Annotated in this window: 18 protein-coding genes and 1 pseudogene; 13 read left to right on the plus strand and 6 right to left on the minus strand. The window is 58.4% G+C overall.

The genetic code is table 11. The features are described from left to right. Positions 1 to 3: 3 nt before the first annotated feature. On the plus strand, positions 4 to 357 hold the full coding sequence (locus QEN43_RS20730; protein ID WP_051331362.1) for an integration host factor subunit alpha: 354 nt from the start codon (positions 4 to 6) through the stop codon (positions 355 to 357). A 55-nt stretch (positions 358 to 412) separates the two neighbouring features. Further along, entirely contained in the window at positions 413 to 1444 is a 1032-nt protein-coding gene (argC, locus tag QEN43_RS20735) for an N-acetyl-gamma-glutamyl-phosphate reductase (protein WP_317963561.1), read from the plus strand. Positions 1445 to 1496: 52 nt separating this feature from the next. On the opposite strand, the gene QEN43_RS20740 is transcribed toward argC, so the two are convergent. Further along, the gene (locus QEN43_RS20740; protein ID WP_026608738.1) at positions 1497 to 2096 is read right to left on the minus strand and encodes a Uma2 family endonuclease; all 600 of its coding nucleotides are present in this window, start codon (positions 2094 to 2096) and stop codon (positions 1497 to 1499) included. Positions 2097 to 2398: 302 nt separating this feature from the next. Here QEN43_RS20740 and prmB point away from each other — a divergent pair, with 302 nt between their 5' ends. The 5 genes and pseudogenes from prmB (at position 2399) to QEN43_RS20765 (ending at position 7097) form a co-directional block, all read left to right on the plus strand. Further along, a complete protein-coding gene (prmB, locus tag QEN43_RS20745; protein WP_026608740.1) occupies positions 2399 to 3322 on the plus strand; it encodes a 50S ribosomal protein L3 N(5)-glutamine methyltransferase in 924 nt (307 codons plus the stop codon). A 228-nt stretch (positions 3323 to 3550) separates the two neighbouring features. Further along, the gene (locus tag QEN43_RS20750; protein WP_026608741.1) at positions 3551 to 4162 is read left to right on the plus strand and encodes an arylesterase; all 612 of its coding nucleotides are present in this window, start codon (positions 3551 to 3553) and stop codon (positions 4160 to 4162) included. Between the two features lie 42 nt (positions 4163 to 4204). Next, positions 4205 to 5305: a chorismate synthase gene (gene aroC / locus QEN43_RS20755; RefSeq protein WP_026608742.1), complete on the plus strand. Its 1101-nt coding sequence runs from the start codon at positions 4205 to 4207 to the stop codon at positions 5303 to 5305. A 22-nt stretch (positions 5306 to 5327) separates the two neighbouring features. Beyond that, positions 5328 to 6488, plus strand: a complete 1161-nt coding sequence (locus QEN43_RS20760; RefSeq protein WP_202901059.1) for an MFS transporter — start codon at positions 5328 to 5330, stop codon at positions 6486 to 6488. Between the two features lie 69 nt (positions 6489 to 6557). Next, positions 6558 to 7097: pseudogene (locus QEN43_RS20765) on the plus strand (DUF2058 domain-containing protein). Between the two features lie 93 nt (positions 7098 to 7190). On the opposite strand, the gene sufT reads toward QEN43_RS20765, so the two are convergent. The 5 genes from sufT to QEN43_RS20790 are packed head-to-tail and all read right to left on the minus strand — an operon-like array spanning position 7191 to position 11188. Then, positions 7191 to 7745, minus strand: coding sequence for a putative Fe-S cluster assembly protein SufT (sufT, locus tag QEN43_RS20770; protein WP_026608745.1), 555 nt, complete (start codon positions 7743 to 7745; stop codon positions 7191 to 7193). Between the two features lie 6 nt (positions 7746 to 7751). Next, a complete protein-coding gene (locus QEN43_RS20775; protein ID WP_026608746.1) occupies positions 7752 to 8474 on the minus strand; it encodes an SDR family NAD(P)-dependent oxidoreductase in 723 nt (240 codons plus the stop codon). Next, the gene (locus tag QEN43_RS20780) at positions 8471 to 9148 is read right to left on the minus strand and encodes an HAD family hydrolase (protein WP_317963562.1); all 678 of its coding nucleotides are present in this window, start codon (positions 9146 to 9148) and stop codon (positions 8471 to 8473) included. Before QEN43_RS20780 ends, QEN43_RS20775 begins: the two co-directional genes overlap by 4 nt. Before the next feature lie 4 nt (positions 9149 to 9152). After that, positions 9153 to 9863 carry a bifunctional 2-polyprenyl-6-hydroxyphenol methylase/3-demethylubiquinol 3-O-methyltransferase UbiG gene (gene ubiG / locus QEN43_RS20785; protein WP_026608748.1) on the minus strand — a complete coding sequence of 237 codons (711 nt, stop codon included), beginning with the start codon at positions 9861 to 9863 and terminating at the stop codon, positions 9153 to 9155. Then, entirely contained in the window at positions 9860 to 11188 is a 1329-nt protein-coding gene (locus QEN43_RS20790) for a TRZ/ATZ family hydrolase (RefSeq protein ID WP_317963563.1), read from the minus strand. Before QEN43_RS20790 ends, ubiG begins: the two co-directional genes overlap by 4 nt. A 240-nt stretch (positions 11189 to 11428) precedes the next feature. Here QEN43_RS20790 and QEN43_RS20795 point away from each other — a divergent pair, with 240 nt between their 5' ends. The 6 genes from QEN43_RS20795 to QEN43_RS20820 all read left to right on the plus strand — a co-directional run bounded on the left by QEN43_RS20795 (position 11429) and on the right by QEN43_RS20820 (position 21414). Then, complete coding sequence (locus QEN43_RS20795) at positions 11429 to 12610, plus strand: pyridoxal phosphate-dependent aminotransferase (RefSeq protein WP_036267620.1); 1182 nt, start codon at positions 11429 to 11431, stop codon at positions 12608 to 12610. 490 nt (positions 12611 to 13100) lie between these two features. Next, positions 13101 to 15182, plus strand: a complete 2082-nt coding sequence (locus QEN43_RS20800) for a carbon starvation CstA family protein (RefSeq protein WP_026608751.1) — start codon at positions 13101 to 13103, stop codon at positions 15180 to 15182. A gap of 354 nt (positions 15183 to 15536) precedes the next feature. Further along, positions 15537 to 17324 carry an assimilatory sulfite reductase (NADPH) flavoprotein subunit gene (locus tag QEN43_RS20805; protein WP_235726495.1) on the plus strand — a complete coding sequence of 596 codons (1788 nt, stop codon included), beginning with the start codon at positions 15537 to 15539 and terminating at the stop codon, positions 17322 to 17324. 10 nt (positions 17325 to 17334) lie between these two features. After that, positions 17335 to 19035 (plus strand): assimilatory sulfite reductase (NADPH) hemoprotein subunit, encoded by a 1701-nt coding sequence (gene cysI / locus QEN43_RS20810; protein ID WP_026608754.1) that lies wholly within the window; start codon positions 17335 to 17337, stop codon positions 19033 to 19035. A 439-nt stretch (positions 19036 to 19474) separates the two neighbouring features. After that, the gene (locus tag QEN43_RS20815; RefSeq protein ID WP_317963564.1) at positions 19475 to 20989 is read left to right on the plus strand and encodes a sensor histidine kinase; all 1515 of its coding nucleotides are present in this window, start codon (positions 19475 to 19477) and stop codon (positions 20987 to 20989) included. Next, complete coding sequence (locus QEN43_RS20820; RefSeq protein WP_026608757.1) at positions 20986 to 21414, plus strand: response regulator; 429 nt, start codon at positions 20986 to 20988, stop codon at positions 21412 to 21414. Before QEN43_RS20815 ends, QEN43_RS20820 begins: the two co-directional genes overlap by 4 nt.

Here is a 21414-nt window from a genome sequence, read left to right on the forward strand (position 1 = left end):
ACGATGGCACTGACCAAAGCAGATATGGTTGAGAGGCTTTTCGAAAACCACGGCATTAACAAACGGGACGCGAAGAATCTGGTCGACCAGTTTTTCGAAGAGATCAAAGCCGCGCTGGCACAGGGGAATTCCGTGAAGCTGTCCGGGTTCGGCAATTTCGATCTTCGCGACAAGAACGAGCGGCCGGGCAGAAATCCGAAGACCGGCGAGGAAATTCCGATTACGGCACGCCGCGTGGTGACGTTCAAGCCGGGACAGAAATTGAAGGTCAGTGTCGAAGCTTATTCGAAACAAGTTGCCGCCAATGTCCGGCCCGACCAAGCAGCACCCGGTGTCAAGAAGTCAGGTGGCTCGTGAGTCGTTGTGACGTTTTTGAGCGACGGCTAGCCCATTTCGAGCGAGAGAGCGAAACATGATCCGAGTCGGCATCGTCGGCGGCACCGGTTATACGGGCGTCGAATTGCTGCGGATTCTCGCGCTTCATTCCGAGGCCGCGATCGTCGCCGTGACCTCGCGCTCGGATGTCGGAAAGCGGGTGGACGAGCTCTATCCGAACCTGCGGGGTTTTGTCGATGCGGTTTTCGTCGAGCCCTCCGTCGATGCCTTGATCGGTTGCGACCTGGTGTTTTTCGCGACGCCCAACGGCACCGCGATGCGCATGGCCGGGGATTTGTTGGCTCGGGACATCAAGGTCATCGACCTGTCTGCCGATTTTCGTCTCAAGGACCCCGCTGTGTGGGCGCGTTGGTATGGCGAGCCGCATGTCTCTCCGCACCTTCTGGAAGAAGCCGTTTATGGACTCCCGGAAGTGAATCGGGCGCTCATTCGATCGGCGCGCTTGATTGCTTGTCCGGGGTGTTATCCCACCTCGGTTCAATTGGCTTTGCTGCCTCTGGTGGAGTCGGGTGTGATACGGCTAGACCGCATCATCGCCGACGTGAAGTCCGGTGTCAGTGGTGCCGGGCGCAAAGCGGAAATCCCCATGTTGATGAGCGAAACGGGGGAAAGCCTCAAGGCTTACAGCGTAAAGGGCCATCGTCATTGGCCAGAAATCAAGCAAGGGCTGGAACAGGTTGCCGGGCGGACGGTCGAGCTGACCTTCGTGCCTCATTTGATTCCCATGATTCGGGGTATTCATGCCACGGTTTACGCGGAGCTGAACGCCGGGTATGGTGATTTGCAGACGCTGTTCGAGGAGCGTTATCGGGGCGAACCGTTCGTCGACATTCTGCCGCCGGGTTCACATCCCGATACACGCAACGTGCGCGGCGTGAACCGCTGTCAAATTGCTGTTCATAGGCCTTTGGACGGCAATACGGTGGTGATTCTGTCGGTTATCGACAATTTGGTGAAAGGCGCAGCCGGTCAGGCGGTGCAAAACATGAACCTGATGTTCGGCCTGGACGAAACAGCTGGACTCAGAAGCATCGGCCTTTATCCTTGACGGTGCGTTGGCGGCAAATCCCATATCGTCCACGAGCCGCAATAAGGACGCGTTAGGTTCTCGTCGGGTCCAGTGTCAGAGCGTCTAGAGGCACACCCTCGTAGATTTCACGCATATCCAGCTTTAAATCCACCGAGGCGAATTCCACGGTTTCGAGCCCGGAATATTCGATGTATTCCCAGCAGGATTCAGATGCGCGACGGTGGATTTCGACCCGCGCCTCGTTCTGGCTGACGAGCACGTATTCTTTGAGAGAAGTCAAGGTGCGGTAAGCCAGAAGTTTCTCCCGTCTATCTGTGGCTTCTGTATAGTTGGATAGGACCTCGACAACCAATATCGGGTCCTCGACAGCGTACGTTTGTAAGTCGATTTTCTGCACGCTGGGGCCGCAGCTCACCAGAACGTCCGGGTAATAGTGTGCATTGGCTTTTTCCACCCGCACTCTGACATCGGCCATGAATACACGGCAGGGCGTTGCCCGTAAATGTGCACGTAGAGCCGTCGCGATGTTGAGTGCGATGATGTTGTGGCGAAGCGTGGCTCCGGTCATGGCGAACACCTCGCCGGCCACGTATTCGTGACGTACAGGGCTATCCAATTCCATCTGCAGATAGTCTTCTTCGCTCAACAGTTGGTGCTTTCGTGTCAGCATGGCGGTTCTCCGACTCAAGACATGGTCATTATACGCTTCGGCTACATCGTGCGACTTGGGGATTGGGCGTACCCGATGGAACGGTGGGAGGCCATCTGTCGGCGTCGTTTCTTTTTGCAGGGGAGTTCCCACAGCATCGTCGCGTTCTTTTGGCTGATCTGCCCGCTGTACATTGCCGGCACGTCCAACGGCTGTTTCCACGTTGAAGATACGCGTCCACCATTCAGGCCGGATTTTCTTTCGCTATGCCTCGGATAAGCGCTGTTTTCGATTACAATAGCCGGCCTATCGGAATCTTCGCCATGTCGACATCATCCCAGCCGTCCGTAACCTTAACCACTATCCGCGACTACATTCGTTGGGCCGCCAGCCGTTTCACTCAAGCGGGATTATTTTTTGGCCACGGCACAAGCAATGCGCTGGACGAAGCCGCCGCTTTAGTGCTGCACACCTTGCACTTACCTTACGATCTTCCCAGCGGCTATTTCGCGGCAACCTTGACCATGGACGAGCGGGAGCGCGTGCTCGCGCTGATCGAGCGCCGGATTGCCGAGCGCAAGCCTCTGGCGTATCTGATCCAGGAGGCGTCATTTGCCGGTTTGACCTTCTACGTGGACGAAAGGGTTTTGGTACCGCGTTCGCCCATCGCCGAATTGATCGAGAACCGATTCGCTCCGTGGATCGAACCGGACCGAGTCCAGGATGTGCTCGATCTCTGCACTGGCAGTGCCTGTATTGCCATCGCTTGTGCTTACGCTTTTCCGGAGGCCCGGGTCGATGCCACCGATATCTCTTTGGACGCTTTGGAAGTCGCGCGCATCAATATCAAGAAGCATCATCTGGAAGACCGAGTGATCGCTATAGAGTCGGACGTTTATTCCGGGCTGGATGACAGGCGTTACGATTTGATCGTCAGCAATCCCCCTTACGTTAACCTGAACGAGTGGCGTGGCTTGGCGCCGGAATATCACGCTGAACCGAGGCTGGGGCTGGAAGCGGGCAACGACGGGTTGGATTGCGTGCGCCGCATTCTCCGCGACGCCCATCGTCATCTCAAGCCGGACGGCGTTCTCGTGGTCGAAGTCGGCAGCAGCGCGGGAGCCTTGGAATCGGCTTACCCCGACGTCCCGTTTTACTGGCTTGAGTTCGAGCGGGGCGGCGATGGCGTATTCCTATTGACCGCCGAGCAGATCGACCAGCATAAGGAGATTTTTCAGACGAGTTGAAGGGCGTTCCGGTAGACCACCGGTGCCCGGCACGGTATTGCATTCCCTCATGAAACCTCTGCGAACCGTCAATCTCAGACGCAACTATTCTTTTGACGTGCGGTGAATACGCGAATCGCATCCGTCACTCACAACGCGCGTCTTTTTCGCCGCCACCCCGGATGGGTCGTCCCGATGATTCATTGCGGTCGGTCCGTTACCAATGAACGATATAAGCAGAGGGAAGCGATGAGTGTTCAGTTCAAAATTGCCGGTATGTTTTTTCTGCTCTTAGGGCTGGCGGCCTGCGGCTCCGGCGCCAAGCTGCCGAAGCTTCCGGCAGAGGCGAAGGTGCTGGCCTTTGGCGACAGCCTGACGTTTGGAACCGGCGCCGATTCGGCGCAGAGTTACCCGTCGGTACTGCAAGGCATAATCGGACGGGAAGTCATCAATGCGGGTGTGCCTGGCGAAACCAGCGCGGAAGGTCTCGCACGTCTGCCGGCGGTATTGGACGAACATCAACCTGCATTGCTGATTTTGTGCCATGGGGCCAACGATTTTCTGCGCGGCCTGAGCGAGCAACAGGCGGCGAACAATATTCGGGCCATGGTCAAACTGGCCAAGGATCGTGGGATCGGTGTGGTTCTGATCGCTGTACCTAAGTTCGGGCTGATGTTCTCGCCACCCGAGTTTTATGCAAAGATCGCCGAGGAATTCTCGATTCCGTTTGATACCGGGACTCTGAGCAGAATTATTCGCGACAACTCGCTCAAGTCTGACGCCGTTCACCCTAACGGTTCCGGATACCGAATGCTGGCCGAGGCGGTGGCGGAGCGACTTAAGGTGGCTGGGGCGATTTGAACCGTTTGGCTTCTTCGTTTAAGAACGTTTGAAATTTTTACCATGTCCGGAAACACCCTAGGCAAACTCTTTACCGTCACCTCCTTCGGCGAAAGCCACGGTCCCGCCATCGGCTGTATCGTGGATGGCTGCCCGCCGGGACTGGAGTTGTCCGAGGCCGACATTCAGGCGGAGCTGGAGCGACGGCGTCCTGGCAAATCGCGGCATACCACGCAGCGCCGCGAGCCGGACGAGGTGAAGATTTTGTCCGGGGTGTTCGACGGGCGTACCACGGGCACACCGATCGGTCTTCTGATCGAGAATGTGGATCAGCGTTCCAAGGATTATTCCGCGATTGCCGATCGCTTCCGGCCAGGACATGCGGATTACACGTATCACATGAAATATGGTTTTCGCGATTATCGCGGCGGCGGGCGTTCGTCCGCCCGCGAAACCGCTATGCGGGTGGCGGCCGGGGCGATTGCCAAGAAATATCTGAAAGAACGAGTCGGGGTCACGATTCGCGGTTATCTCGCCCAGCTCGGCCCGATCAAGATCGACCGGGTGGTTTGGGAGGAGGTGGACAACAATCCATTCTTCTGCCCGGATCCCGACAAGGTCGCGGAACTGGAAGCCTATATGGACGCCCTGCGCAAAGAAGGCGAGTCCATCGGGGCGCGCATCAACGTTGTTGCGACCGGCGTGCCGCCGGGCTGGGGCGAGCCGATTTTCGATCGCCTCGACGCCGAGTTGGCGTATGCCTTGATGAGCATCAACGCCGTCAAAGGGGTGGAGATCGGCGACGGTTTTGCCTGCATCGAGGCGAAAGGCACCGAGTTTCGCGACGAGATGACCCCGCAAGGCTTCTTGAGCAATCATGCGGGTGGCATATTGGGCGGTATTTCTTCGGGGCAGGATATCGTGGCCAGTATCGCACTAAAGCCGACATCCAGCTTGCGCCTTCCGGGACGCTCGGTGAACGTCAGAGGCGAACCGGTGGAAGTGATCACGACAGGGCGCCACGACCCTTGCGTCGGCATTCGGGCGACGCCCATCGCAGAAGCGATGACAGCCCTGGTACTGATGGATCATTACCTGCGTCATCGCGCGCAGAATTCGGACGTGAAGACGGAATTGGCGCCCATTCCATCCAGGGCTCCGTAACCCGAGCGTTCTCCCGCCAGCCATGCTCGCGGCGCGTAAAGTGCCTTACGGCCGGTTGTCCGGCTTTTATTTTTTCTATTTCGCGGCGCTGGGCGCCTTTTTGCCGTACTGGGCGCTTTATCTCCAGGATGCGGGATTCTCCGCGGCGGAGATCGGCCAGCTGATCGCCATTACCGCTGCGACGAGAGTCGTCGCTCCGAACCTTTGGGGATGGCTGGCGGATCGAACAGGGCGGACCCTGTCGGTTGTCCGGCTCGCCGGATTCTTCACCCTAGTCGCTTTCAGCCTGGTTTTCGCGCTGCACGGATTCGGAGGATTCGCCCTGGTCATGCTGGTATTCAGTTTTTTCTGGAATGCCATGCTGCCGCTTTTCGAAACCATCACGCTCAGTCATCTGCATCACGACACTTATCGTTACAGCTGGGTGCGGCTGTGGGGGTCGATCGGTTTCATCGCTGCCGTCGTGGCTATCGGCAAAGCCTTGGAAGGCGTGCTTTCCATCGATTGTCTGCCGCAGTTGATCATGTTGCTGTTCGGCGGGTTGTGGCTGACCAGCCTGACCGTACCCAAGGGCCCTGAGGAAACTCACGGCGTGGAATCGAGTGCCTTGTCGAACATCCTGAAGCGGGGCGATGTCATTGCGTTCTTCCTGGCCTGCATGCTGCAACAACTCGCACATGGGCCCTATTACGTCTTCTTCTCGGTTTATCTCCGAGACCATGGCTTCAGCAGCGGCGAGACCGGCCAGCTCTGGGCGCTCGGTGTCTTGGCGGAAATCGTGCTGTTCGCATTTCTGCACCGGCTATTGGCGCGCTACAGTCTTAGGCGGATCTTTCTGGCCAGCCTCGCCCTCAGCGTGGTGCGCTGGCTGCTGATTGCCTGGGGCGTCGACAGTGTTGCGGCGATATTCTCCGCGCAGCTGCTCCACGCGGCGAGTTTCGGCTCGGCCCATGTGGCTGCCATTCATTTGGTGCATCGACATTTCCGAGGTCCTCACCACGGCAAAGGACAGGCCTTTTACAGCGCCCTCAGTTTCGGCCTGGGCGGAGCGCTGGGCAGTCTCTACAGCGGATACTTCTGGATGGCGTGGGGGCCTCACTGGGTTTATACGGCGGCGGCGGGCGCGAGTTTATTGGCTTTGCTGATCGCCTGGCCTTCCGTAGGAAAACGGGACACGGATTGACCGTCCCGGCGGAAGGGGTGTATTGAACGATGGGGTATCCGAATCTGAGACGCAACCGGAGTCATGGCTATGAGTAACTCCCTGAGAGATCAGCTTCTGAAAGCGGGTCTGGTCAACGAAAAACAGGTCAAACAAGCCAGCAAGGAAGCGCGGAAACAGTAAAAGCAGAACCGTCACGGCAACGCTGCAGCGAAGGACCAGGACAAGCGCGCGGCTCTGGAGGCCAAAGCCGCAAAAATCGAGCGCGACCGCCTGCTCAATCAGGAAAGAGCCAAGGAAGCGGAGCGAAAAGCGTTGGCAGCGCAAATCAAACAGCTGATCGAGGAGAATCGCGTCCCGCCGGGAGAAGACGACATTGCTCACCGGTTCGCGCATGACAATAAGGTTAAGACTCTTTATGTCTCCAAGGAGGTCCATCAAGACCTGGTGGACGGCAAGCTCGCGATAGTCACCCTGGAATCGCGCTACGAAATCGTGCCGTCTGCGGTGGCCGAAAAAATCAGGCTGCGGGACGAAAGCCGGGTCGTCCTGCTCAACCCGCCAGAGCAAGCGGAGGACGTCGACGATGAATACGCGGAATATAAAATCCCGGACGATTTGATGTGGTAGCCGCGGTAGGCAGTGGCTCAGGTGCCGACTCGGTAGGTTCAGCTCGCTGAAGGTGAAAACGGTCCAAAGCGGCAGCCGTTCCCGGCGCGATGCCTAGAGCATCCCCAATTGAAGCTTCGCCGCTTCGGACATCATATCCCGCGACCAGGGCGGATCGAAGACCACCTCGATGTTGACCTTGTTCACGCCCGGGAGGTTCTTCACTGCAGCCTCGGCGTCGTACTGGAGGATGGGGCCCATGCCGCAGCCGGGGGCGGTCAGGGTCATGATGATGTGGACGTCGTTCTTACCCTCTTCGACGGGCGTCACCTTGCAGTGGTACACCAGTCCCAGGTCGACGATGTTGACCGGGATTTCCGGGTCGTAAATAGTTCTCAGCACTTCCCAGACGTTTTTTTCCACGGATTCGGGATCGGTGCCGCTTACGAGATTGGCCACGATGGGCGGCTCCTTGCCAAGGGCATCCGCGTCGTTTCCGGCGATGCGCACCATTTGCCCGAATTCGGTGACCACGGTGAAATTGCCGCCGAGAGACTGGTATAAGGTCACCACATGGCCTTTCGGCAATGAGCTGGGGGTTCCGTCGGGAATCTGTACCACATCGACGTCCCGTTGAAGAACGATGCTTTCGCGACCGTAACCGTACATAAGCCTTTATACGTTGCTATTCAAATGAGCGTGTGAACATGTTTCGTTTGGACTGAGCATGCGCGCGATTTGCTCCGCGTGGATATCGGGCGAGGGCAGGCTTTCCGGATTTTCCCCCGGGTACGCCCGCCGGCGCAGCGGGGATTGCATGGGGCCGGGCGAATACACGTGGACGCCGACTTTGTAGTTTTCGAGCTCGTCGGCGAGTATCTTCCCGAACCCTTCCAAGCCGATCTTGGCGACGCCATAGGCGCCCCAATAGGCTTTTCCGCTTCGAGCGACCGAGTCGGTGACGAAAACGATGGCCGAACCGGCGGACTTTTGGATCAGCGGCAGGAGTTCCCGCGTCAGCAGGAACGGTGCGCTCAGGTTGACATGTAGCAGACGCTGCCACAATCCGCCGCTGATATCGTTCACGGGGCCGAGGGCGCCGAGTTCCGCAGCGCAGTGCACGAGTCCGTGCAGTGCACCGAACTCGCGCTCGATGGTGGCGGCCAAGTCGCGGTAGTCATCCTCTGTCGCGCCGGCCAAATCGAGCGGATAGATGGCCGGTTGCGGCCCTCCGGCCGCTACGATGGCGTCGTAGGCCTTCTCGAGCTTGGGTATGGTCTTCCCGAGCAATATGACCGTCGCGCCCTCGGTGGCGCAGGCTTTCGAAACGGCCGAGCCGAGCCCGCCCCCGGCTCCGGTGACGAGAACGACGCGGTCTTTCAGCATCGCACCGCTCATGGCAGAGCTCCGTCCAGCCAAAGTAGCAAATCTCCGGGCGCGGTGAGCAGGCCATCGGCGCCCCAGTTGCACGGCTCTTGGTCTGCTGCGATATAGCCGTAGAGTGCGGTCAGGGTTGTCATGCCGGCCCGGCGGCCCGCTTCCACGTCTCCGGGTGCATCGCCGACGTAGACGCATTCTTTCGGCGCTCGCTGCAAGCGCCGACTGGCTTCGAGAAGCGGCAGCGGGTGAGGCTTTTTTTCGGCGGTGGTGTCGCCACTGATGATGCAGTCGGTGCGATCGGCCAAATTCAGTTTTGCCAGCAGAGGATCGGTGAATCGGCTCATTTTGTTGGTCACGATGCCCCAGGGGATGCCGCGCCGTTCGAGTTCGTCGAGGACCAGCTCGACGCCATCGAAGAAACGGGTACGGTCGGCGACATGGACTTGGTAAAGCTCCAAAGTCCGCTGCAGAACGCGCTGGAACAGTGCCGATTTGTCATCTTCGTTCAGGGCGCAGCGCAGCATGACCGCAATGCCACCCGAGATGCAGGGTTTGAGTTCGTCCACGGATCGGGGGGGAATGTCCGCCTCGGCGAGCGCGGCATTGGCGGCAAAAACCAAATCGGGCGCGGTGTCCAGCAGAGTTCCGTCCAGATCGAACAGCACGGCGGAAACCGTTGGGTTCAGGGCCATGCGTTCAATCCTCGGGACTCGAGAACGCGGCCAGGTAATTGACGTCCAAATCGCGGCTCAAGCTGAACTGTCGAGTAATCGGATTGTAGGCGATGCCCTCCATTCCGACGAGTTCGAGTCCCGATTCGCGCGCCCAGCGGCTGAGTTCGGAGGGCTTGATGAAAGTCGCGTAATCGTGAGTTCCCTTAGGGATCATGTTCAACAGGTATTCGGCGCCCACGATCGCCAAAAGATACGCCTTGAGCTTCCGATTCAGCGTCGAGAAAAAGACCCGCCCGCCCGGCTTGACCAGCTTGGCGCAAGCTCGAACGACCGATGCGGGTTCGGGTACGTGCTCCAGCATTTCCATGCAGGTCACGACATCGAAGCCGCCGGGTTCTTCCTCGGCCAGTGCTTCGGCGCTAATCTGCCGGTAATCGAGCTCGATCCCGTTTTGAGTCGCGTGGGTTTTCGCGACCTCCAAAAGCTCTTCGGCGAGGTCGATCCCTATCACGTGGGCACCAGCCCGCGCCAGCCCTTCGCTCAGTATCCCGCCGCCACAGCCGACGTCGACAACGCGCTTGCCGGGAAGTTCGGCGAACGACCGGATGAACTGTATGCGCAAAGGATTGACCGCGTGCAGGGTTTTGAACTCTCCATCGGGGTCCCACCAACGGTCGGCCAATGCGCCGAATTTCCGGATTTCGTGTTCGTGAACGTTTTCGGTGCTCGTCATGAAGGTTGCTGCTCGCTAGCCAGAGTCTTTTCCCGCCAGGCGGCGGCTTTCTGAAGAATTTCGTCGATGTCCAGGGTGATCAGCTCTCGGTTTTTCAGGAGCCGGCGTCCTCCCACCCAAACATCGGTTACCTGATGGCGCCCAGCGGCGTAAACGACGTTCGAGATCGGATCATACAGCGGTTGGGTTTCCAACTCGTCGAGACGGATCGCCGTGATATCGGCGTACTTCCCCACTTCCAGAGAGCCGATATCCGATTCGAGTCCCAAGGCCCTGGCACCGTTTAGCGTCGCCATGCGCAATGCGGTATGGGCCGGGACGGCAGCTGCGTCGTTCGCGACCGCCTTGGAGAGGAGAGCGGCGCTGCGCATTTCGCCCATGAGATCGAGGTCGTTGTTACTGGCCGCACCGTCCGTTCCGATGGCGACGTTGATACCCGCTTTAATGAGTTTGGCAACCGGGCAGAATCCGCTCGCCAGCTTCAGGTTCGATTCGGGGCAGTGCACGACGCTTCCGCCGGATTCAGCGAAGCGCGCGATTTCGTCATCCTCGAGCTGAGTCATGTGCACAGCCACGAAGGAAGGACCCAAAAAATCCAGTTGTTGAAGCCATTTCATCGGGCGCATCCCGTAACGCTGCCGGCTTTGATCGATTTCGTCCCGGGTTTCGTGCAAGTGCATGTGGATTGGACGGTCCAGCTCCGCCGCGAGGGTACGGACTTTCAGCAAGGGTTCGTCCGAGACGGAATAGGGCGCATGGGGCGCGAAAGCCACACTAACCAGCGGATTGTGCCGAAGCTCGTCGTGCAGCGCGAGGCCTTTGGACAAGTACTCTTCGGGGCCGCTGGCCCAAGCGCTGGGGAAATCGATCAGGATCATCCCGACCACGGCGCGCATGCCGCAGCGCGCAACTTGGCGCGCAGTGACCTCGGGAAAGAAATACATATCGTTGAAACAGGTAACGCCGCCGCGAATCATCTCCGCCATCGCCAGATCGGTGCCATCGCGCACGAAGGCTTCGCCAACCCATTTCTGCTCCAGCGGCCAGATATGGTCCACCAGCCACTCCATCAGCGGTCGGTCGTCGGCCACGCCGCGCAGCAGCGACATCGCCGCATGGGTGTGGGCGTTGACGAAACCGGGAATCAGGGCATGGCGATCGAACGATTCCTGCGACGCGGCTTGGTATTTAGCCTCGGCCTCGGCGATCGGGAGGATGTCGACAATACGTCCGCCGTGGATGGCGAGTGCGTGATCGTTCAGAACGATGCGCTCGGGTTCCACCGGGATGATCCAGCGCGCCTTGAGCAGAGTGTCGATATGCATTCGATTGTCCGGTATTTCACTAAAGGGAGCTCTGAAAAAATGCTGTCGCTCTGAGAAAGGTTGGGTGAGAGCCTGTTCGATCAATCAGTTGAACAGGCCGCTACTCCGAATCGGAGGCTTAAATCAGAGCTTCCTTAACTTTATCATGGGGCATGCAGCTGGTTCATCCCGCGCGGAACGAAGGGCATTTTAACCGATGCGGGGAAGCGGCTAACAATTCCCCTTTTTGACCGTGTGGACATGACAAAGCATCGACCAAACCTCAGCTGGCGCATGAGCGCCGTGCAGGACCCCATCATCCCAGTTATCGCCGGGTTGATCCGAAGCCATCCGGGAACGATTTCGCTGGGACAAGGGGTGGTGTTCTACGGTCCACCGGCCGCCGCGCGCGAAGCGATACGGGATTTTTTCGAAAAGCCTGAAAATCAGAAATACGGTCCGGCTCAAGGCATGCCGCAGCTGCTCGAATTGACCGAGCGAAAACTCGCGGCGGAGAACGGTATCCACGTCGGTACAGCGCGGCGCGTCGTAGTGACGGCCGGCGCGAACATGGCCTTTCTCAATGCACTGTTCGCTATCGCCGATCCTGGCGACGAAATCATTCTGCCGCTTCCGTATTATTTCAACCAGGAAATGGCGGTCCGCATGCTGAGTTGCACGCCGGTTTTCGTGCCGACGGATGGGAACAATCAACTTCGGACCGATCTTATTCGGGCCGCTGTTACCGAGAAAACGCGGGCAGTCGTGACCATCTCGCCGAACAATCCGAGCGGAGCGGTTTTTTCGGAAGACGCCTTGAGGGAGGTCAACGCCCTATGCCGAGCGCACGGCATTTACCATATCACGGACGAGGCTTATGAATATTTCACCTATGGCGGCGCCCGGCATTTTTCGCCAGCTTCCATACAAGGTTCCGAACCGCACACCATTTCTCTCTTTTCTTTCTCCAAAGCCTACGGTTTCGCGAGCTGGCGCCTCGGTTACATGGTGATTCCGGAGCATTTATACGAAGCGGTGCTGAAAGCCCAGGATACCAATCTGATCTGCGCGCCTTCGATCTCTCAGCACGCCGCGATCGGTGCGCTGACCGTGGGGTCCGACTATTGCCGAGAGAAACTGAAGATCATCGGCCGGGTTCGTGAGATCGTTCTCGATGAGTTGCAGAGTCTTGCCGATATCTGCCGGGTTCCCGAGGCACAGGGTGCTTTCTACCTTTTGCTGAGGGTAGATACCGAGCTTGATTCCATGAAAGTCGCGCAGCGATTGATCCAGGAACACAAGGTCGCGGTCATTCCCGGTACGGCGTTCGGTTTGGACGAAGGCTGTTATCTGCGGGTTGCCTACGGCGCTCTGGAGCCGGAGACCGCTGCCGAAGGGACGCGGAGACTGGTGAGTGGATTGCGGGCGATAACCGGGGCTTGATCCGGGCGGTGTCTGTCCCATCGTGCCTCTTCGTAAGACGGCAGCCTTGATTTGGCGTCGTGTGAAGCCTTCGACCAATTAATGCGATGTACGGTCGGAAAAGTTTTTCCCGTATGGCGCGCCCGAGCGTCGTCGGCTGGAGCCGGAATCGCCCGAAGGGGTACGCGAGGGATCGCGTGCGGCGACAGAGGTACACGGACGTGCCTTCTGTCGCCGCCCGGCGTAAGCCGGCGACGCGCAGGATCAGCGCGCCATCCGGGTGCCCTTTCTTTTGGTTACTTTTCTTTGGGCACGCAAAGAAAAGTAACTCGCCGGTTTTTAAGCGTGCATCAGAGATGAAAACGCTTTAATCGATGGGCGGGACTCGGAAATGAGCGAAGGATTGTTGGTGGGTGGACACATCCGAGATTCACAGTTGGGGGGAATTTAGCCTTATCCTATGGCGTATTTGAGTAACACCGGCTCGGCTATTTCGAATTAGAACGCAAGAATGAAAGTAAAGGGTTCGAGGATTGCGAGGTTCGTGATTTGGTTCGCGGTGGCCGTACTTGGGGCGGCGGCGTTGGGCGGCATCGCGTTGAACAGAGGCGAAAGCGTGAACAGCCTGTGGTTCGTAACCGCAGCAGTCTGCGTCTATGCCTTGGGCTATCGCTTTTACAGCGCTTTTGTCGCGGCCAAGGTTTTGAGTCTGGACGGCACGCGGGCGACGCCTGCGGAGCGTTTTAACGACGGGCGCGATTTTGTTCCGACCAACCGCTGGGTGGTGTTCGGCCATCATTTTGCCGCCATCGCGGGACCCGGTCCTTTGATCGGTCCGACTCTGGCGGCTCAGTTCGGTTACCTGCCCGGTACTTTGTGGATCTTGATCGGAGCCGTCATCGGCGGCTGCGTGCAGGATTTCGTGATCCTGTTCTGTTCCATCCGCCGCGACGGCCGTTCCTTGGGCCAGATGGCCCGCGACGAACTCGGTCCCATAGGCGGTAACGCGGCCCTCTTGGGTGTCATGTGCATCATGATCATCCTCATCGCGGTGCTGGGCCTGGTGGTGGTGAACGCCATGAAACACAGCCCCTGGGCGACGTCCACGGTGGCCGCGACTATTCCCATCGCGATGGTGGTGGGCATTTATATGCGGCATCTCAGGCCCGGACGCGTGATCGAGGCGACGGCACTCGGCGTGGCTCTGCTGCTGCTCGCGGTCTGGGGCGGGGGCGCCATCGACGGGATCGAGGGCGTTAGGACCTGGTTCGATTACGACGGACCGGAACTGGCGTTGATGATCATCGCCTACGGTTTCGCCGCGGCCGTGTTGCCCGTATGGCTGCTTTTGGCACCACGCGATTATTTGTCCACCTTCATGAAACTCGGGACCATAGCCGCTTTGGCGGTGGCTATCGTCATTCTTCGTCCCGAAGTCAAGATGCCGGCGCTGACTCAGTTCGTCGACGGGACCGGACCCGTTTTCGGCGGAACGCTGTTTCCCTTCGTCTTCATCACCATTGCCTGCGGCGCCATTTCCGGCTTTCATTCGCTGATTTCGTCCGGGACCACGCCGAAGTTGCTCGCCAACGAGGCCGACGCCCGTTTCATCGGCTATGGCGCGATGATGATGGAGTCGTTCGTAGCCATCATGGCCATGGTGGCGGCGACGGTGCTCGATCCCGGCGTCTATTTCGCGATCAACAGCCCGGCGGGCGTGGTCGGCAAAGAAGCGGCGGAAGCCGTGGCGACGATTTCGGCGTGGGGATTCCCGGTAACTGTCGAGCAGATGTCCGCCCTGGCCGAGCAAATGGGTGAGTCCACCCTGTTCGCCCGTACCGGCGGCGCGCCCTCCCTGGCGGTGGGCATGGCGTCGCTTTTCGCTAGCGCCTTCGGGCAGGGGTTGCTGTCGCTCTGGTATCACTTCGCCATTATGTTCGAGGCGCTGTTTATCCTGACGACGCTGGATGCTGGCACACGCGTCGCCCGATTCATGCTGCAAGACATTTTCGGCAACTGGGTGCCGGCTCTGGGGCGAACCGGCTGGTATCCCAGCGTGCTGCTGACCAGCGGACTGGTTGTGGCCGGATGGGGTTATCTGCTTTACATCGGCACCATTGATCCATTGGGCGGCATCAACAGCCTATGGCCTCTTTTCGGTATCGCCAATCAGATGCTCGCCGGAATCGCGCTGTGCGTAGCCACGACCATACTGGTTAAGGCTGGAAAGCTCCGCTACGCCTGGGTGACTGGCGCGCCCTTGGCGTGGCTTCTGATCATCACGACCTCGGCCGCCTGGGAAAAACTGTTCAGCCCGGAGCTTCGAATCGGTTTTCTGGCTCACGCACGGGATCTAACCGGCAAGCTGGAGGCGGGGCTGCTGTCTCCGGATCAAGCGGCCAAGGCTCCGCAGCTGATCTTTAACGACTATCTCGATGCCGGGTTGACCGCGCTCTTCCTTGCCGTTTCCTGGATTCTGGCCGCAGACATGTTGCGGGTGTGCGGGTTGATCCTGGCCAGAAAGCCCCACCCGCCGCTCAGCGAATCACCACATATCCCGAGCCGGTTAGTCGAGGACTGGGCGAGGGATTGATACTCGCTCTGTCGGGAGGTCGCGGAGCCGAGAACCGAACTCAGGCGAAACTTTTTATTTCCAAATGATTCAAGGAAATGAATTTATATTCTTTATCGTAATTGATGTATTTTGATATATTTTTTGCTACACGTATAAGCCAGATCGATGGGTGGCCAAAAGCCAGTGCGTCCATGCGGGCCACTGGCTTTTTCTTGCGGTTGAACGGAGCGTGTCCCCGTTCTTGCACGGCATCCGTTCGATGGCCGCGGCTTGGGGGGGCGGCCCATTGCCCGTAGTGGCAGTGGCGTAGGCGGTGATCTGAATCGGTCTAATCGCCGAATTGACAACAAACCGTTCCAAGAGATAGAGCCAGTGAGCACATTCAGCGGTCCCTTAAGCCCACAGCAATGGGAGATCTTAAAGCGCTTGGCGGAGGATCTTTCGCCCGAGCAGAGACTTTGGGTCAGCGGCTATCTGGCGGGATTCGGAGGAGCCGAGCAGAAGCTTGCTCCTTCGTCGCCGCCTCAAACGGCCGAGCCGCCTTCGGGCATCACCGTACTTTTCGGTTCTCAAACCGGAAACGCCCAAAGGATCGCCAAAGCGCTCCATGCCCGACTGCAGCAAAGCGGTATCTCCGCACGACTGGAGGACATGGCCACTTACAAGAGTGCCCAACTGAGACGAGATCGCTGCCTTTTCGTCATCGTTAGCACCCATGGCGAGGGCGAGCCGCCGGACAGTGCCCGTCCGTTTTACGAGTTCCTGTTCAGCAAGAAAGCGCCCAAGTTGGACGGCTTGCAGTTTTCCGTCCTGGCTTTGGGTGATACGAGCTATGAACATTTTTGCAAGACCGGGCGTGAGTTCGACAGCCGGTTGGAGGACTTGGGGGCTTCCCGCTGTCATCCCCGCATCGACTGCGACGTCGATTACGAGGAAGCGGCGGAAGCTTGGATGAAGGGGGTCTTGGAGGTTTTGACCCAGTCTCAAGGCCCAAGGGTCGAGATTTCGACACCTGCCGCGGCGGTTCCGGTATCCGTTTACTCGAAGAAGCAGCCGTTTCCTGCGGTCTTGCTGGACAATCTACGATTGACGGGACGAGGCTCCACCAAGGATGTACGACACATCGAGCTTTCCATCGAAGGTTCCGGATTACGCTTCGAGCCGGGCGATGCGCTGGGCGTGCTTCCCACGAACCGGCCAGAAACGGTGGCGGATCTCATGGAAAGTCTCGGGCTTGATCCCGGGGCCATCATATCCGCCGCCGATGGAGCCGAAACGACGCTCGAGGATGCGCTTCTGCATCACTACGAAATCACCACGCTCACCCGTCCTTTCTTGGAGAACTATGCAGCGCTTTCCGGCTCGACCGAATTGAGGGAGTTGCTCAAGGACGAGAACCGAGACCGGCTAAGGGATTTTGTCTACGGCCGGGAAATCATCGATGTCGTAAGGCGGTATCCGGTTTCGGGCATCATGGCCGACCATTTTGTCGCCACGCTGCGTAAGCTTCCGCCCCGCCTTTATTCCATCGCATCGAGCCAAAACGCCGATCCCGACGAAGTGCATCTGACCGTCGCTGTCGTGCGTTACGAAAGTCATGGGGTGGAGCGTCACGGGGTCGCATCTACCTTTCTAGCCGATCGCGTGCCGGAGGGAGAGAAGGTGCCGGTCTATGTCGACAGCAACCCCAATTTCCGTTTACCCGAAGATCCGGACGCACCGATCATCATGGTCGGACCCGGGACGGGGGTAGCGCCTTTCCGCGCCTTTTTGGCGGAACGCGAGGTCATGGGGGCCAGAGGTAAGAACTGGCTATTCTTCGGCGATCGCAATTTCCGCACGGATTTTCTGTATCAGCGGGAGTGGCTGGCGCATCGAAAGAACGGCCTTTTGACCCGGATCGACGTCGCGTTTTCCCGCGACGATGACGCCAAAGTCTATGTGCAGCATAGAATGCTCGAGCAAAGCCGACAGCTTTATGCTTGGCTGGAAGAGGGCGCGTATTTCTATGTCTGCGGTGATGCCAAGAGGATGGCTCCGGACGTTCACGAGGCATTGATTAGCGTGGTACAGAAGGAAGCGGGTGTCGACCGTGAACGGGCGGAGGACTATGTCCGGAATTTGCAGACCGCAAAACGCTACCGGCGGGACGTGTACTGAGGAGGCAACGATGAAAGAGCGTATGCGACCCAGCGAAGAAGAAGAGCTCAAGGCGCGCAGCCGCTATCTGCGGGGCACGATCGAAGAAAGCTTGGCCGACATCGCGACCGGTGCTGTGTCTCCGGACGATGCCAAGCTCCTCAAGTTCCATGGCACCTATCAGCAGGATGACCGTGATCTCCGCAACGAGCGCCTGCGCCAGAAGCTGGAACCGGCCTACGGTTTCATGGTCCGGGTGCGGATGCCGGGCGGTGTCTGTAGCCCAAAGCAATGGCTGCAGCTGGACGAATTGGCTTGTCGCTATGGTCACGGTTCGCTCCGCATCACGACCCGCCAGACGTTTCAGTTTCATGGGGTGCTAAAGCGCCATCTCAAGGCGACCATCGCTGGCATCAATCACGCCTTGCTGAACACTATCGCCGCCTGCGGGGATGTCAATCGCAACGTGGTGTGCCACAACAATCCCTATCTTTCCCCGTTGCACGAAGAAATCTACGCGTGGGCCAAGCACCTCTCCGAGCACCTGTTGCCGAAGACGCGGGCCTACCATGAAATCTGGCTGGACGGGGAACGCGTGGCCGGCACGCCGGCCGAAGAAGAACCCTTGTACGGTAAATGTTATCTGCCGCGAAAGTTCAAGATCGGCATCGCGTTACCCCCCTACAACGACATTGATGTTTTTGCTCAGGACCTGGGATTCATCGCCATCGCCGAAGATAACGCATTGATCGGTTTTAACGTCGCCGTGGGCGGCGGGATGGGTATGAGCCACGGCGAACCCGCAACCTATCCGCGCCTTGCGGAGGTTATCGGTTTTTGCTCGCCCGATCGGCTGCTCGAAGTCGCGGAAAATGTCGTCAGGGTGCAGCGCGATTTCGGCGACCGGAGCAACCGCAAGCATGCTCGCCTTAAATACACGATCGATGATCGAGGCACGCCGTGGTTCAAGGCCGAGCTGGAATCGCGGCTCGGCTGGTCGCTCGAACCGGCCCGGCCGTTCCGTTTCGAAAGCACGGGCGACCGCTTCGGCTGGGTGCAAGACGAGCGCGGCGAATGGCATTTGACTCTGGGTATCCTCAGCGGTCGCCTGAGAGACACGCCCGAGGTGGCGTGGTTGACGGCACTGCGCGAAATCGCGAGGGTTCACGAAGGCGATTTTCGTTTGACGACCAATCAAAATCTGATCATCGCCAGAATTAGAGAAGCGACCAAACCCAAGATCGAAGCCTTGCTCGACCGGTATCGGATTCCGGATGCTCAACACTGGAGCGGTTTGCGGCAGCATGCGCTGTCCTGCGTGGCACTTCCCACCTGCGGATTGGCCATGGCGGAGAGCGAGCGCTGGTTACCGACGCTGCTCGCGCGGCTCGAGCCTCTATTTAAAAAGGCCGGGTTGGAGAAAGACGCCATTACCTTGCGGGTTAGCGGTTGTCCCAACGGCTGTGCGCGTCCTTATCTGGGTGAAATCGGGCTGGTAGGCAAGAGTCTTGGGAAGTACAGCCTCTATCTGGGTGCGGCTTTCGACGGCAGCCGCTTGAATACGCTGTATCGCGACGGTCTTTCGGAAGACGAAGTCGTGGATACACTCGCGCCTATCATTGCGCATTTCGGGCGCGATCGCCGTCCGGCGGAATCATTCGGTGATTTCGTTGTGCGAGCGGGTTATGTCTCGGAATGCAATGCCGGACGCGAATTTCAGCGGTCGGCTTGATCGGGCCGGTCCGCCCAAGTCCATATCGTTTATCCCTCGGCGTATGTCGTTGTCCTAGCTGGAAGCCCGGTGTCGATGTGCGGGGCAGAGCGCCCAGCGGCGCCGCTTTTTGCTGCTCAAAATATCCTCAGACCGCCGAGCGACATTCAGCACGTCCGTTCGCAGTTTCAGAGTGCGTCTCCGTTGCGGTGACGGAGAGAAATAACCGCGCCGTTCGTTCACGATTTTCCGCGATGCCTCCGGAATTCCGGGAAACGATTCGCCGGCGCATCGATCGGCGAAGCGCGAACGATCACTCATATGATGTTGACCTTTCTTCAAAAATTTGATTCTCTAGCTGATCACTTTTTGTTGGCGGGCGAAAGGCTTCCGGCGGGTGGCGAGAGACCATCGGTCTTTTGGACCTAATCTTTACTTTCTTCTTTATGGGTTTTTCCTCATGGACGAAGCAGGCGACACAACCGAGTCCATCTTCCATAGGATTACGGAGAATACGCCGTATGCATTGGTCCTGGCCGACCAGGATGGCAGGATTGCCTTGGTCAACACCTATTTCGAACAATTGTTCGGCTATTCGAGGGACGAATTGCTCGGGCGGTCCATCGACGTACTTATTCCCGAGCGGTTCAGGATCGAGCACGAAGCGTACCGCCGACGCTTCAACGAATGTCCCGTACAAAAACCCATGAGCATGGGACGGGACCTGTATGCGTTGCGCAAGAACGGCGAGGAAATTCCCGTTGAAATCGCCCTTAGCCCGATACCCAACGGTGAAAAGCGTTATGTCTTGGCGGCGATTGCCGATATCACGCTGAGGAAGCACGGCGAGGAAGTTCTGCGGCAAAGCGAGGCGCGTCTGAACCTGGCCTTGAGTGCTGCAAACGCAGGAACCTGGGACTGGGATATTCTCAGGGATGCCGTCATGTGGTCGGAGGGCTCTTATCGCCTGCTCGGACTCAAGCCGGGGGAGTGCGAGGCATCCGCCAAGAATTGGCTGGCAAGGGTACATCCCGATGACCGAGCTGTCGTAAAAGAAGCTGTGGACGCGGTGATCAAGCGGGTCATGACGCAACGCCGGCAGGATGCGTTCGACCTGGAATATCGTGTATGCCATACCGACGGCAGCGTCCGGTGGGTCTATGATCGCGGTCAGATTCTCTACGGCCGCGACGGTCGTCCCGTCCGCATGATCGGCATCATGCTCGACGTGACCGAGCGCAAGTTGGCGGAAGAGCGGCTTGCGGAGCAGGCACGGGAGTTGGCGCGTTCCAATTCGGAACTGCAAGAATTCGCGTATGTCGCATCCCATGACCTGCAGGAGCCTTTGCGGGCGGTGGCGGGCTGTGTGGAAATCATTCGTCGACGATATCAGGGGAAGCTGGACGCGCGGGCCGATGAGGTGATTACGCATGCGGTGGAAGGCGCAACACGCATGCAGAACCTGATCAACGATCTTCTGGCGTATTCTCGTATCGGCTCACGGGATCACCGGTTGGAGCCGACAGACTGCCAAGCGATCTTGGACGCCGTTCTCGCCAATCTCGAGGTCCCTATCAGTGAGAGCGGAGCGGTCGTTACCCGCGATGAATTGCCTACAATTTATGCGGATCCGGGTCAACTGATCCAGCTGTTTCAGAATTTGATCAGCAACGCGATTAAATTCCGCAGCGACCGAAAACCCGAGATTCATGTGAGTGCGAAAAAGCAAAACCGCGAATGGATTTTCGCCGTCAGCGATAACGGGATTGGCATAGCGCCCGATTACTTCGAGCGGATATTCAGGATTTTTCAGCGCCTGCATGCACGGAACGAATATCCCGGCACCGGGATCGGTCTCGCCATTTGCAAACGAGTCGTGGAGCGGCACGGCGGGCGCATTTGGGTGGAATCCGAGCCGGGACATGGCACGATTTTTTATTTTACGTTTCCTACTGAAGCGGGAATGATCCGATGAACCCCGTCAATATTCTATTGGTCGAAGATAGTCCGACCGATGTGCTTCTCACTCGGGAAGCGCTCGAGTCCGCGAAACTGCTCACCCAGCTCTTTGTTGTGGAGGACGGTGTAGAAGCCATCTCGTTTTTGCGGCGGGAGGGCATTTATGCCGACGCGCCACGCCCCGACCTCGTCCTTCTCGATCTCAATCTGCCGAGGAAGGATGGCCGGGAGGTTCTCGCCGAGATCAAGAGCGACGCGGATCTAAAGATGATTCCTGTGGTGGTGATGACGGTTTCCAGCGCGGAGGAGGATATTCTTCGAGCATATGGTTTGCATGCTAACTGCTATATTACCAAGCCGGTCCATTTTGACAGTTTCGTCAAAGTGGTTCAGGCCATCGAGAGCTTTTGGTTTACGGTGGTAAGCCTTCCGTCACGGTAG

The sequence above is a fragment of the Methylocaldum szegediense genome, assembly GCF_949769195.1.
In the GTDB taxonomy this organism is placed as follows: Bacteria; Pseudomonadota; Gammaproteobacteria; order Methylococcales; family Methylococcaceae; genus Methylocaldum; species Methylocaldum szegediense.

Coding starts and splice junctions, on each gene's coding strand:
- QEN43_RS20730 (WP_051331362.1), top strand. CDS start 4: ATGGCACTGACCAAAGCAGATATGGTTGAGAGGCTTTTCGAAAACCAC.
- argC (WP_317963561.1), top strand. CDS start 413: ATGATCCGAGTCGGCATCGTCGGCGGCACCGGTTATACGGGCGTCGAA.
- QEN43_RS20740 (WP_026608738.1), bottom strand. CDS start 2,096: ATGCTGACACGAAAGCACCAACTGTTGAGCGAAGAAGACTATCTGCAG.
- prmB (WP_026608740.1), top strand. CDS start 2,399: ATGTCGACATCATCCCAGCCGTCCGTAACCTTAACCACTATCCGCGAC.
- QEN43_RS20750 (WP_026608741.1), top strand. CDS start 3,551: ATGAGTGTTCAGTTCAAAATTGCCGGTATGTTTTTTCTGCTCTTAGGG.
- aroC (WP_026608742.1), top strand. CDS start 4,205: ATGTCCGGAAACACCCTAGGCAAACTCTTTACCGTCACCTCCTTCGGC.
- QEN43_RS20760 (WP_202901059.1), top strand. CDS start 5,328: ATGCTCGCGGCGCGTAAAGTGCCTTACGGCCGGTTGTCCGGCTTTTAT.
- sufT (WP_026608745.1), bottom strand. CDS start 7,745: ATGTACGGTTACGGTCGCGAAAGCATCGTTCTTCAACGGGACGTCGAT.
- QEN43_RS20775 (WP_026608746.1), bottom strand. CDS start 8,474: ATGAGCGGTGCGATGCTGAAAGACCGCGTCGTTCTCGTCACCGGAGCC.
- QEN43_RS20780 (WP_317963562.1), bottom strand. CDS start 9,148: ATGGCCCTGAACCCAACGGTTTCCGCCGTGCTGTTCGATCTGGACGGA.
- ubiG (WP_026608748.1), bottom strand. CDS start 9,863: ATGACGAGCACCGAAAACGTTCACGAACACGAAATCCGGAAATTCGGC.
- QEN43_RS20790 (WP_317963563.1), bottom strand. CDS start 11,188: ATGCATATCGACACTCTGCTCAAGGCGCGCTGGATCATCCCGGTGGAA.
- QEN43_RS20795 (WP_036267620.1), top strand. CDS start 11,429: ATGACAAAGCATCGACCAAACCTCAGCTGGCGCATGAGCGCCGTGCAG.
- QEN43_RS20800 (WP_026608751.1), top strand. CDS start 13,101: ATGAAAGTAAAGGGTTCGAGGATTGCGAGGTTCGTGATTTGGTTCGCG.
- cysI (WP_026608754.1), top strand. CDS start 17,335: ATGAAAGAGCGTATGCGACCCAGCGAAGAAGAAGAGCTCAAGGCGCGC.
- QEN43_RS20815 (WP_317963564.1), top strand. CDS start 19,475: ATGGACGAAGCAGGCGACACAACCGAGTCCATCTTCCATAGGATTACG.
- QEN43_RS20820 (WP_026608757.1), top strand. CDS start 20,986: ATGAACCCCGTCAATATTCTATTGGTCGAAGATAGTCCGACCGATGTG.